The 11196-nt window shown below is 64.1% G+C and carries 12 protein-coding genes and 1 pseudogene; 7 read left to right on the top strand and 6 right to left on the bottom strand.

Annotated elements, in window-relative coordinates:
• Window positions 1-55: 55 nt before the first annotated feature.
• The 5 genes and pseudogenes from pheS to ACK8CP_RS15000 form a co-directional block, all read right to left on the bottom strand.
• Complete coding sequence (gene pheS, locus ACK8CP_RS15020; RefSeq protein WP_414832357.1) at window positions 56-1138, bottom strand: phenylalanine--tRNA ligase subunit alpha; 1083 nt, start codon at window positions 1136-1138, stop codon at window positions 56-58.
• Between the two features lie 141 nt (window positions 1139-1279).
• The gene (rplT, locus tag ACK8CP_RS15015; RefSeq protein WP_234629973.1) at window positions 1280-1681 is read right to left on the bottom strand and encodes a 50S ribosomal protein L20; all 402 of its coding nucleotides are present in this window, start codon (window positions 1679-1681) and stop codon (window positions 1280-1282) included.
• 12 nt (window positions 1682-1693) lie between these two features.
• Complete coding sequence (rpmI, locus tag ACK8CP_RS15010) at window positions 1694-1894, bottom strand: 50S ribosomal protein L35 (RefSeq protein WP_234629972.1); 201 nt, start codon at window positions 1892-1894, stop codon at window positions 1694-1696.
• 648 nt (window positions 1895-2542) lie between these two features.
• Window positions 2543-3073 (bottom strand): annotated as a pseudogene (gene infC, locus ACK8CP_RS15005) (translation initiation factor IF-3); the annotation flags it as partial.
• A gap of 159 nt (window positions 3074-3232) precedes the next feature.
• Entirely contained in the window at window positions 3233-4396 is a 1164-nt protein-coding gene (locus tag ACK8CP_RS15000) for a glycosyltransferase (protein ID WP_414832356.1), read from the bottom strand.
• A 96-nt stretch (window positions 4397-4492) separates the two neighbouring features.
• Here ACK8CP_RS15000 and ACK8CP_RS14995 point away from each other — a divergent pair, with 96 nt between their 5' ends.
• From ACK8CP_RS14995 to ACK8CP_RS14965, 7 genes are read left to right on the top strand one after another with little or no spacing between them, the layout of a single operon-like run.
• Window positions 4493-5308 carry an alpha/beta hydrolase gene (locus ACK8CP_RS14995; RefSeq protein ID WP_414832355.1) on the top strand — a complete coding sequence of 272 codons (816 nt, stop codon included), beginning with the start codon at window positions 4493-4495 and terminating at the stop codon, window positions 5306-5308.
• Between the two features lie 33 nt (window positions 5309-5341).
• Window positions 5342-6088 carry a phosphoribosylanthranilate isomerase gene (locus ACK8CP_RS14990; protein ID WP_414832354.1) on the top strand — a complete coding sequence of 249 codons (747 nt, stop codon included), beginning with the start codon at window positions 5342-5344 and terminating at the stop codon, window positions 6086-6088.
• A gap of 30 nt (window positions 6089-6118) precedes the next feature.
• Complete coding sequence (gene trpB, locus ACK8CP_RS14985; protein WP_234629968.1) at window positions 6119-7366, top strand: tryptophan synthase subunit beta; 1248 nt, start codon at window positions 6119-6121, stop codon at window positions 7364-7366.
• A gap of 10 nt (window positions 7367-7376) precedes the next feature.
• The gene (locus ACK8CP_RS14980; RefSeq protein WP_234629967.1) at window positions 7377-7622 is read left to right on the top strand and encodes a hypothetical protein; all 246 of its coding nucleotides are present in this window, start codon (window positions 7377-7379) and stop codon (window positions 7620-7622) included.
• Window positions 7612-8469, top strand: coding sequence for a tryptophan synthase subunit alpha (trpA, locus tag ACK8CP_RS14975; protein WP_414832353.1), 858 nt, complete (start codon window positions 7612-7614; stop codon window positions 8467-8469). Before ACK8CP_RS14980 ends, trpA begins: the two co-directional genes overlap by 11 nt.
• 9 nt (window positions 8470-8478) lie before the next feature.
• Window positions 8479-9447 carry an acetyl-CoA carboxylase, carboxyltransferase subunit beta gene (gene accD, locus ACK8CP_RS14970; protein ID WP_234629965.1) on the top strand — a complete coding sequence of 323 codons (969 nt, stop codon included), beginning with the start codon at window positions 8479-8481 and terminating at the stop codon, window positions 9445-9447.
• A 3-nt stretch (window positions 9448-9450) separates the two neighbouring features.
• Window positions 9451-10761 (top strand): bifunctional folylpolyglutamate synthase/dihydrofolate synthase, encoded by a 1311-nt coding sequence (locus ACK8CP_RS14965; protein ID WP_414832352.1) that lies wholly within the window; start codon window positions 9451-9453, stop codon window positions 10759-10761.
• A gap of 63 nt (window positions 10762-10824) precedes the next feature.
• On the opposite strand, the gene trxA is transcribed toward ACK8CP_RS14965, so the two are convergent.
• Window positions 10825-11145: a thioredoxin gene (gene trxA, locus ACK8CP_RS14960; RefSeq protein ID WP_128290393.1), complete on the bottom strand. Its 321-nt coding sequence runs from the start codon at window positions 11143-11145 to the stop codon at window positions 10825-10827.
• Window positions 11146-11196: the final 51 nt, after the last annotated feature.

Raw genomic sequence — 11196 nt, 5'->3', positions numbered from 1 at the left:
CCGGCAAGCCCAAGGATCAAAAACGCGAGAGGAAGGAGCCGCACTCCCTGGCGCATCAACTCAAGCCTTCGGCAACGCTCGGCATGTCGAGCGCGGCAAAGCCGTAATGCCGGAGCCATCTGAGATCCGCCTCGAAGAAGGCGCGCAGATCCGGAATGCCGTATTTCAGCATGGCGATGCGGTCGAGCCCCATGCCGAAGGCGAAACCCTGGTATTTTTCGGGGTCGAGACCGCTGGCGCGGATGACGTTCGGATGGACCATGCCGGAGCCCAGAATCTCCAGCCAGTCATCACCCTCGCCGATCTTCAGCTCCCCGCCCTCCCAATGGCAGCCGATATCGATCTCCATCGAAGGTTCGGTGAAGGGAAAATGCGACGGGCGGAAACGCATCTTGAAGTCGTCCACCTCGAAGAAGGCTTTGCAGAAGGCCTCCAGCGTGCCCTTCAGATGGCCCATATGCGTCGTCTCGTCGATGACGAGGCCCTCGATCTGATGGAACATCGGCGTGTGCGTGCGATCGGAATCGGAGCGGAAGGTGCGTCCCGGCGCAATGATGCGAATCGGCGGTGTCTCGTTTTCCATCGTGCGGATCTGCACGGGCGAGGTGTGCGTGCGCAGCACCATGCGCGAGCCGTCTTCCTTCGGCTTCAGATAGAACGTGTCCATCTCCTGCCGGGCGGGATGCTCCGGGGGAATGTTGAGCGCGCCGAAATTGTACCAGTCGCTCTCGATATGCGGACCCTCGGCGACCGAGAAACCCATATCGGCGAAGATGGCGATCACTTCCTGCCAGACCTGCGTGGTCGGGTGGATGGTGCCGCGCTGTTCGGGACGTGCCGGCAGCGTGACGTCGATCGTCTCGCTCTTCAGCCGCTCTGTCAGCACCTTCTCTTTGAGGACGCTGCGCCGCGCCTCGATCTTCTCGGTGATGCGCGCCTTGAGGCCGTTGAGGGCGGGGCCTGCGACCTGGCGCTCCTCCGGCGTCATCTTGCCGAGCCCCTTGAGGCGTTCCGAGACGACACCTTTCTTGCCGAGCGAGGCGATGCGCGCGTCTTCCAGCGCCGCCTCGTTCTCTGCGGTGTCGATGCGCTCGAGGATATCGCGCTCCAGCGCGACGAGATCATTGTCTTCGGTCATGGTGGGAACCGCTCTAGCGTCATCGCGCGCCGGAGAAAAGACCTCTCGCTTTTCTGACGCAAGCGTGTGCCGTTCGGAAATCGCTGCAACGAAAAAGGGCGGCCCGTGGCCGCCCTTGGATATCGGATGCTTCAACCGGCGTCAGCGGACGGCGGCCTCGAACTCGTTCGGCGTATGGTCCTTGAGATAAGCCAGCGCATCCTTCGCCTTGTTGGCGAGCGCCGTGAACGCTTCCGGCTCATGGATGGCGATATCGGACAGGACTTTGCGATCGACCTCGATGCCCGCCTTGGTGAGCCCGTCGATCAGGCGACCATAGGTGAGACCGTTGAGGCGCGCAGCGGCATTGATGCGCTGGATCCACAGAGCGCGGAAATTGCGCTTCTTCGCGCGCCGATCGCGATAGGCGTACTGATTGGCCTTTTCCACCGCCTGCTTGGCGGCGCGGAAGGTCGATTTGCGGCGGCCATAATAGCCCTTCGCCTGCTTGATGACCTTTTTGTGCCTGGCGTGAGCCGTCACGCCGCGTTTCACACGTGCCATGATCCGCTCTCCTTAACGCTGGTAGGGCATGTATTTTTTGACGATCTTCGTATCCTGGTCGCTGAGCACCATCGTGCCGCGCGCGCTGCGGATGAATTTCGTCGTGCGCTTGATCATGCCGTGGCGCTTGCCGGCCGCGGCCACTTTGATCTTGCCGGAGGCGGTAAATTTGAAGCGCTTTTTGGCGCCCGCTTTTGTTTTCATCTTGGGCATTTTGCTCTCCTTTCCATAAGGAAGAGGCCCCGCCGGATGCGGAGCCCATCCCTGATCGGCTCATGTACGAGCTTTCTGGATCGCCACGGCATGCCCAATCCGCCCGAAGGCAGATAGCCGGGCGATCCGGCAGGCGCGCTTATAGATAAGCGCAAAATTAAAGGCAAGGGCGCCGCCCCTGCCGATTGTCACGAGAGGATCACTGCCGCTCCGCCGTGCCCCTGGTCATCGCAGGAACTGGGCAGGAACTGGTCAGGAACTGGCCATTGCACGAAGACGATGCGGCGGCAGGCCCGGCAGCCAAAAACTGGCGAGACCAGGCCGGCCGCGGCAATCATTCCGCCTCTCAACAGAGAGGCCGCACCGAGGCCGATCGCAGGCGATGCCCGCCTCGCGATGCGTCGGGCTGAGCCCTTTCGCTTAGGCCTCGGCTCCCGCCTGAGCCGTCTGCCGATCGGTATCGTCTTCCGGCTCGTTCGCTGCATCGACGTCGACTTCGGTCTCTTCGACTTCGGTCTCTTCCGCCTCGTTCGCTTCGGCGTCATCCGATGCGTTGCCGTCCCGCTGCGCTGCGAGGCGTTCCTCGCGCTTGCGCGCCTTCTCGGCTTCCTTCTGCGCCTTCTGCAGAGCGGCGATCTTCCGCGGATCAGGGCCGAGGATCATGATCATCTGGCGGCCTTCCATCTTGGGGGCATGTTCCACCCTGGAAAGGTCTTCCAGCTCATCACGAACCTGGTTGAGGACTTGCAGCCCGAGTTCCTGGTGCGCCATTTCGCGCCCACGGAAGCGCATCGTCACCTTGACCTTGTCGCCGTCCTCGACGAAGCGGCGCGCATTGCGCATTTTCACTTCGTAATCGTGCGTGTCGATGTTCGGCCGCATCTTCACTTCTTTGACGTCGACGGTCTTCTGCTTCTTGCGCGCCTCAGAGGCTTTCTTCTGCGAGATGTATTTGAACTTGCCGTAGTCCAGAATCTTGCAGACGGGCGGTCGCTGATTGGGCGAGATCTCGACGAGATCAAGCCCCGCTTCCGCGGCGATGGCCTTGGCCTCGTCCGTGGAAATGACGCCGTGATTAGTGCCTTCATGATCGATCAACTGGATCTCGGGAAGCCGGATCTCGTCGTTGACGCGGGGCCCCTCCTTCACCGGAGGTGGCGCACGATGGGGTCTGCGAATGGTCAGCTCTCCTTATATAATTGCTGTCTTGCAGGCTTGGAGCGGGCTCGCAAGCCGCGCTGGGCGGGCACAATAGCATTTCGCGACGTAAATCGGAACGCAGGGCCGAGAAAAACCTCATCGAAACAAGGTCGCAGGGCCAACCCGCCGGGATCTGTCCTAGGTTTTTGCGCCTCGCGACAGAACTTCTTCGTAAAGCGCCAGCGTCTCCCGGGTCATCGCATCGAGGGAAAAACGCGACGCGTGGGATCTGGCGCGTCGTGCCAGATCGTCGATCTCCAGATGGGTAAGGGAAAGCGCGTGGTCAAGGGCGGCAGCAAGTGCCGCGGCATCGCCCGCCGGCACGCGCCAGCCGGTTCTCTCCGCCTCTCCGGCCTCCGGCGGGGCGAGCACCGTCTCCCGTGACGGACCGAGATCGGTGACGACGGCGGGGACGCCCATGGCCTGAGCCTCCACCGCGAAGCGCCCGAAGGCTTCCGCCTCGACGGAGGCGACGACCGCGACCGAGGCGAGCGCAAGCGCTGCCGGCACGTCGTCGCAATGACCGGGAATGCGCACGCGTTCGCTGAGCCCCGCCTCCGAAACCTGCCGGCGCAACCCTGCGAGATAGGCTTCTCGGCCTTGCGCGTCACCGGCCAGAACCAGCAGAAAATCCTTGCTTTTTGCAAGCCGCGCCGCCGCCTCGATCAGGGTCGGATGGCCCTTCCATTGCGTGATGCGCGCGACGTTGAGGATGACCGGCCGGTCCGCGGGCAAGTCCCAGGCCCGGCGCAACGCCGCGATGCGCGCCTCCGGCACGGCCGCCGGGTCGAAACGGGCAAGATCGGTGCCTCGGTAAATCGTGCGAATGCGCTCCCGCGGCGTGCCGTGGCGCTGCATGATGATGCGGGCGGTGAAATCGGAATTGGCGATGACCTCCGTCCCGCGCGCCATCACGGAATTGTAGAGGCCTTTGACGGCGCCGTTCTGATTGTAGATGCCATGATAGGTGGTGACGAACGGCACGCCGGTCATGCGGCAGGCGAGAAGCGCCGACCAGGCGGGGGCGCGGCTACGGGCATGGACGAGGTCGACCTTCTCCCTGCGGATCAGCGCGGCGAGGCGGCGGGCATTGGCGGCCATCACGAAAGGGTTCTTCGAGGCGACCGGCAGCCGCACCACTTCCCCGCCCTTCGCCTGCAGCTCTTCTTCCATGCGCCCGCCTTCGCTGGCGACGAGGGCTCGCCCGCCGCTCTCGACGACGGCCGCGGCCATGTCGACGGCGGTGCGCTCTGCGCCGCCGGTTTCGAGCTGGGGGATTACCTGCAGGATGGTTTTTGGCATGAACGAAAGAGGCTGTGGACGGGTTGACGCCGGCACGGGCTCGGCGCACCTCCTGCGCCATAGTCCACAGCCGAGCTGCGAGGAGCGAGACTTAGAATGACGGAGACCGACTTGCAAAGCCTCGCCGTCGGGGAGGGCGAAGAAAAGCGCCGGATCGCCGTTTTGCGGCGCAATGGCCGCAGTTCCGGCGCTCGCGCGCCCGGCGTCTTCTGGCTCGGCGGTTTCAGGTCCGACATGCGCGGCTCCAAGGCCGAGGCGCTCGACGCCTGGGCGGCGCAGCACGGCCACGCGGCCACCCGTTTCGATTATTCCGGGCACGGCGAATCGGGAGGCGCCTTTCGCGACGGCACCATCTCGCGCTGGCTCGAAGAGGCACTCGCCGTTTTCGAGGCCTTCACCGAAGGCCCGCAGATCGTCGTGGGCTCTTCCATGGGCGGTTGGATTGCCCTTCTTCTGGCGAAGGCGCTGGCCGAACGTGGCGAAAGGGACCGGCTTCACGGCATGGTGCTGATTGCCCCTGCCGTGGACATGACCAAGGCCTTGATGAGTGATCATTTCGGCGAGGCGGAGCGGGCGCAGATGGCCGAGAAGGGCTTCATCGAACAGCCTTCCGATTATGCCGACGAACCCTATATCTTGACGCGAGAGCTGATCGAGGATGGCGAAAAGCATCTGTTCGCCGCCGAGCCGATCGAGATCGGGTGTCCGGTGCACATCCTGCAGGGGATGCGCGATACGGATGTCCCCTGGCGTCATGCCGAGGCGCTCCTCGACCGCCTCTGCTATGACGATGCGATCCTGACGCTGGTGCGTGATGGCGACCACCGTCTGTCGCGGCCGCAGGATCTCGCGCGGCTCGTTGCCGCGGTGGAGGCGATGGCCGCCGAACAGGCCTCCGGCAAAGGGGGATGAGGGGTCCCGAACCCTGGCCTTCAAACCCTGCCGATGTTGGACAAGACTTGGGATTCGTGCGACTGGAAGGCGATGAAGACAGAGGTCAAAATCTGCGGTTTGACGAAGCCTGAAGACATCGACGCGGCGCTTGCTGCCGGCGCCGATTGGATCGGCTTCGTCTTCTTCGCGAAGAGCCCGCGATCGCTGTCGGTTGCGCGCGCGGCAGAGCTCGCTGCGCCCGCCCGAGGCCGTGTGGGTATCGTCGCGCTGACCGTTGATGCGCAAGACGATCTCATCGAAGAGATCGCGCGCGATCTGAAGCCCGATTTCATCCAGCTGCATGGTTCGGAAACGCCGGAGCGCGCGACGGAAATCCGCTCACGTTTCGGTCTGCGCGCGGTCAAGGCGCTCGGTGTCGGCGAGCGCGCGGATCTCGACAGGGCGTCCCTTTACGCCGGCCATGTCGAGCGCCTGCTCCTCGATGCGCGCCCGCCGAAAGGTGCGACGAGGCCGGGCGGCAACGGTGCCTCCTTCGACTGGCGGCTCCTGGAAGATTTTGCGCCCGGAATGCCGTGGTTTTTGTCGGGCGGCCTCAATGGCGACAACATTGGCGCCGCTTTGGCGGCGACGAGAGCGTCGGCCGTCGATGTGTCCTCCGGTGTCGAGCGGGCGCCGGGCGAGAAGGATCCGGCCGAAATCGTTCGTTTCGTCGCGGCCGTGCGCGCCCATGATGCGCGACGCGGAGATGCGAAAGACGCAAGGCCCGCGGCGAAAGCCGCCCCGGTCGCCGCGGCCTGAGCAACGTTTGACTGTGAAGGTATTGCCCTGATGGCTGAGCCAGCAATGAAGCCCAATTCCTACCGCACCGGCCCGGACGAGCGCGGTCATTTCGGCATTTTCGGCGGCCGGTTCGTCGCCGAAACCTTGATGCCGAATATCCTCGAGCTCGAAGAGGCCTATGAGAGCGCCAAGGCCGATCCGGAATTCAAGGCCGAGCTTGCGCATCTCGCCAAGCATTATTCCGGCCGACCGAGCCCGCTTTATTATGCCGAGCGGCTGACCGAACATCTGCGCGAACAAGCGGGCGCCGGCCGGGGCGCCAAGGTCTATTTCAAGCGCGAGGAGCTCAACCATACGGGCTCGCACAAGATCAACAATTGCCTCGGCCAGATCCTGCTTGCCCGCCGCATGGGGAAGACGCGCATCATCGCCGAAACCGGTGCCGGCCAGCATGGCGTCGCCTCTGCGACGGTGGCGGCGCGCTTCGGGCTTCCCTGCACGATCTATATGGGCAAGACCGATACGGAACGGCAGAAGCCGAACGTCTTCCGCATGCGCCTTCTCGGCGCCGAGGTGAAGCCCGTCACCGCTGGCGCGGGCACCCTGAAGGACGCCATGAACGAGGCGCTCCGCGACTGGGTCACCAATGTCGAGGACACCTATTACATCATCGGCACGGCCGCAGGCCCGCATCCCTATCCCGAACTCGTGCGGGATTTTCAGGCGGTGATCGGCAATGAGACGAAGGACCAGCTTCAGGACCTGGAAGGCCGGCTCCCGGATGCGCTCGTGGCCTGTCTCGGCGGCGGCTCGAACGCGATCGGGCTTTTCCATCCCTTCCTCGACGACCCGGCCGTTCAGATCTACGGCGTCGAAGCCGGCGGTCATGGGCTCGATGTGGAGAACGGGCATGCTGCCTCTCTGAACGGCGGCTGGCCCGGCGTTCTTCACGGCAATCGCACCTATCTTCTGCAGAACGAGGACGGCCAGATCCTCGAAGGCCACTCGATCTCCGCCGGCCTCGATTATCCGGGCATCGGGCCGGAGCATGCCTGGCTCAAGGAGACGGGGCGCGTCACCTATGTCTCGGCGACCGACCGCGAGGCCCTCGACGCCTTCCAGCTGTGCACGCGCCTTGAAGGCATCATCCCCGCGCTCGAACCGGCCCATGCCTTGGCGCATGTGCTGAAGCTTGCGCCGCAGATGGACCGCGACCAGATCATCGTCATGAATATGAGCGGGCGCGGCGACAAGGACATCTTCGCTGTGGCCGAGCATCTCGATATGGAGATCTGAAGGGGGGACGATGACCTATTTTGAGATCTACCGTTCGCTGCAAAACCGCGATCATTACGTCGCCGTGCGTGCCGGCGATCATCGCGAAGAGGCTGAAGGCATTCGCAACAGCGAGAATCTCGTCTTTCTCCGCAACATTCCCGACGACGAAAACCCGCGCATCGCCTTCGATGCGGAAGTCGCACGCGAGCATATCGACCGCGACGGCTTCTTCGCTTTCGCCGTGACCTTCGAAGTGAGAGACCATGTCAGCTGAGATGTCTTCCGGCGGCCGGATCGCGCGCCGCTTTGCGGCCGTCGCTCAGGAATTGCGGCCGGCGCTCGTCACCTTCGTGACCGCCGGCGATCCCGACCTTGAAACGAGCGCGCGCATTCTCGCCGCTTTGCCCAAGGCCGGTGCCGACATCATCGAGCTCGGCATGCCCTTTTCCGACCCGATGGCTGATGGTCCCGCGATCCAGGCGGCCGGTCTTCGCGCCCTCAACGCCGGGCAGACGCTGAAGAAAACGCTCGCCCTCGTGCGCGATTTTCGCGAAACCGATGCCGATACGCCGATCGTATTGATGGGTTATTTCAACCCGGTCTACCAATACGGGCCGGAAAAGTTCGTCGCCGATGCCTGCGCAGCCGGCGTCGACGGGCTCATCGTCGTCGATCTTCCGCCGGAAGAGGATGACGAATTGTGCATCCCGGCCCTGAAGGGCGGGCTCAATTTTATCCGGCTTGCGACGCCCACGACCGATGACAGACGCCTGCCGGCGGTTTTGCAAAACACCTCCGGCTTCGTCTATTACGTCTCGATCAACGGCATCACCGGTTCCTCCGCCCCCAAGACGAGCGACGTGGCGGCGGCGGTGGAGCGCATCAAGGCGCATACCGATCTGCCGGTCGCCGTTGGTTTCGGCGTCAGAACGCGCGAACAGGCAGCCGCCATCGGCCGCACAGCCGATGGGGTCGTCGTCGGCTCCGCGATCGTGCAGGCGGTCGCCGGAAGTCTGGATGAAGAAGGCCACGCGACCGACGGCACGGTTGCCGCCGTCGAGGCGCTGGTGCAGGAGCTGGCCGAAGGCGTGCGTTTCGCGCGCCAGATGGCCGCCGAATAGGAGACACCGTTGAACTGGATTTCCAACGTCGTCCGCCCGAAGATCCGCGGTCTTTGGACCAAACGCGAAGTGCCGGACAATCTCTGGGTCAAATGCCCGGAGACCGGCACCATGGTCTTCTACAAGGATCTGGAGGCGAACCAGTTCGTCTTTCCGGGCTCCGGCTATCATCAGCGCATCGATGCGCGCACCAGGCTGCGCCTGTTTCTCGACTTTGCACAGTGGCAGGAAATCGAGTTCCCTGAGCCTGTCACCGATCCCCTGCGCTTCCGTGACGAACGGCGCTATTCGGACCGGCTCAAGGCCGCGAAGGCGAAGACCGGCCTGAAAGACGCGATCCTCGTTGCCGAAGGCAAGGTGGAGGGCGTCTCGCTCATCGTCGCCGTGCAGGATTTCGAATTCATGGGCGGCTCGCTCGGCATGGCCGCGGCGGAGGCTCTGATTGCCGGCGCCGAAGCGGCATATGAACGTGGCGTGCCTTTCGTGCTCATCACGGCATCGGGCGGGGCCCGTATGCAGGAAGGCATCCTCTCGCTGATGCAATTGCCGCGCACGACGGTCGCGGTCGATCGGCTGAAGGAAGCGGGACTGCCCTACATCGTCATTCTCACCAATCCGACGACGGGCGGTGTGACCGCCTCCTACGGCATGCTGGGCGACATCCATATCGCCGAGCCCGGTGCCCTCATCGGTTTCGCGGGTCCGCGGGTCATCGAACAGACCATCCGCGAAAAGCTCCCCGATGGCTTCCAGCGCTCCGATTATCTTCTCGAGCACGGCATGATCGACATGGTCGTGCCGCGTCAGGATCTGCGACCGACGGTGGCGCGTCTCTGCCGCCTCCTGATGAAGCTGCCCGAACCTCCGCCCGAGCCGACGATCGACGAAGACACGCTTGCGGAAGAGGCGCAGTTGGCAGCGGTAGCCGAGAAGCCGGCGGAAGAGCCGGCTGCCGCATCCGGGCCGCAGCCGGCCTGATAGATGGCCTCACTCGAAGAGAGACTTGAAGCGCTTCTGGCGCTGCATCCGAAGCGTATCGATCTCTCGCTTGAGCGCATCGCCCGGCTGCTCGAGCGTCTCGGCAACCCGCAGGAGCGCCTGCCCCCGGTTATCCATGTCGCCGGCACCAACGGCAAAGGCTCCGTGGTCGCCTTTCTGCGCGCCATGCTGGAGGCATCCGGCAAGACGGCGCATGTGTACACCTCGCCGCATCTCGTGCGCTTCAACGAGCGCATCAGGCTGGGCGCGGCGGGGGGCGGCCACCTGGTCGACGACGCGACGCTCATCGATGCGATCGAGGCTGTGCGCGAGGCGAATGCCGGCGAGCCGATCACCTTCTTCGAGATCACCACGGCCATCGCCTTCAAGCTCTTTGCCGAACGTCCTGCCGATTTCGCCCTGATCGAGGTCGGGCTTGGAGGTCGCTTTGACGCGACCAATGTGATCGCCAGGCCGCTCGCCTCCGTCGTCACGTCGATCAGCCTCGACCATGCGGAGTTTTTGGGCACCGAAATCGCCGAGATCGCCATGGAGAAGGCGGGCATTCTCAAGGCTGGCGCCCCCGCCGTCATTGGCCGCCAGGACGAGCATGTGATGGCGCTTCTGGGGCTGGAGGCGGAAGCGGCGCATGCCGTTCCATTTCGGCACAATCAGGAATGGGCCGCCCACGGCGAAAACGCCCGCCTCGTCTATCAGGACGAAGACGGCCTGCTGGATCTGCCTTTGCCGCGGCTTCTCGGTCAGCATCAGATCGACAATGCGGGGACGGCGGTCGCAGCGCTCCGTGCCATCGGCGTCGACATCAGCGCCGAGGCGATCGGCCAGGGCCTGCGCGAGGCGCAATGGCCGGCGCGGCTTCAGCGCCTTTCCGAAGGCCCGCTGGTCGCTTCCTCTCCTCCCGGGAGCGAGGTCTGGCTCGACGGCGGGCACAATCCATCCGCCGGCTCGGTCGTGTCAGCGGAAATGGCCTCGCTCTTCGACCGTGCGCCGAAGCCGCTCTTCCTCATCACCGGCATGCTGACGACGAAGGACCCGCACGGCTTCTTCTCCGCCTTCGACAGCCTCACCCAATATGTCTTCACGGTCCCCATCGAGGGACATGCGGGCTTCGATCCGCGCGAGCTTGCCGTGCGTGCCAACGAGGTCGGGCTGCCGGCGCGCTCTGCGCCGGATGTGCGGACCGCTTTGCAGGCGATCGGCGACATGGCGACGGAACCGCCGCGCATTCTCATCTGCGGCTCGCTTTATCTCGCCGGCCAGGTGCTCAAAGAAAACGGCCCCCTGCCGGTTTAGGCAAAGGGCCGTGAAAATTTCGCGCCGCCGATCGGACGGAGACGCAGCAGAAAAGGCGGCGGCTCAGGCGGCGCCGGCAATCCACTTCTGCAGATCGCTCTTGGCGCTCGCGCCGACCTTCATGTCGACGGGTTCGCCGCCCTTGAACATGATCAGCGTCGGGATGGAGCGCACGCCGTACTTGATCGCGGTCTGCTGATTGTCGTCGACATTGAGCTTGGCGATCTTCACCTTGCCCTGCATTTCGCCCGCGATCTCTTCCAGATGCGGCGCGATCATTTTGCAGGGACCACACCATTCCGCCCAGAAATCGACGATGACGGGTGTCTCGGACTTGAGCACGTCGGCCTCGAATGTGCCGTCGCTCACGGTTTCGGTGGTCATAGAGATTCTCCTGAGATTTCACGAGGAACGTAGGGAGGGCCTCGGGGTCGG

Origin of the sequence: Afifella sp. YEN Y35 (genome assembly GCF_047553465.1) — a bacterium.
In the GTDB taxonomy this organism is placed as follows: Bacteria; Pseudomonadota; Alphaproteobacteria; order Rhizobiales; family Afifellaceae; genus Afifella; species Afifella aestuarii.
The sequence above is the reverse complement of the archived record's forward strand: the minus strand, read 5'-3'. Positions and strand labels throughout refer to the sequence as shown.

Bases quoted from the DNA above. Each gene is read 5' to 3' on its own strand.
- rpmI (WP_234629972.1), bottom strand. From the start codon at position 1,894: ATGCCCAAGATGAAAACAAAAGCGGGCGCCAAAAAGCGCTTCAAATTT.
- trxA (WP_128290393.1), bottom strand. From the start codon at position 11,145: ATGACCACCGAAACCGTGAGCGACGGCACATTCGAGGCCGACGTGCTC.
- trpB (WP_234629968.1), top strand. From the start codon at position 6,119: ATGGCTGAGCCAGCAATGAAGCCCAATTCCTACCGCACCGGCCCGGAC.
- ACK8CP_RS14965 (WP_414832352.1), top strand. From the start codon at position 9,451: ATGGCCTCACTCGAAGAGAGACTTGAAGCGCTTCTGGCGCTGCATCCG.
- rplT (WP_234629973.1), bottom strand. From the start codon at position 1,681: ATGGCACGTGTGAAACGCGGCGTGACGGCTCACGCCAGGCACAAAAAG.
- ACK8CP_RS14990 (WP_414832354.1), top strand. From the start codon at position 5,342: ATGTTGGACAAGACTTGGGATTCGTGCGACTGGAAGGCGATGAAGACA.
- ACK8CP_RS14980 (WP_234629967.1), top strand. From the start codon at position 7,377: ATGACCTATTTTGAGATCTACCGTTCGCTGCAAAACCGCGATCATTAC.
- ACK8CP_RS15000 (WP_414832356.1), bottom strand. From the start codon at position 4,396: ATGCCAAAAACCATCCTGCAGGTAATCCCCCAGCTCGAAACCGGCGGC.
- pheS (WP_414832357.1), bottom strand. From the start codon at position 1,138: ATGACCGAAGACAATGATCTCGTCGCGCTGGAGCGCGATATCCTCGAG.
- trpA (WP_414832353.1), top strand. From the start codon at position 7,612: ATGTCAGCTGAGATGTCTTCCGGCGGCCGGATCGCGCGCCGCTTTGCG.
- ACK8CP_RS14995 (WP_414832355.1), top strand. From the start codon at position 4,493: ATGACGGAGACCGACTTGCAAAGCCTCGCCGTCGGGGAGGGCGAAGAA.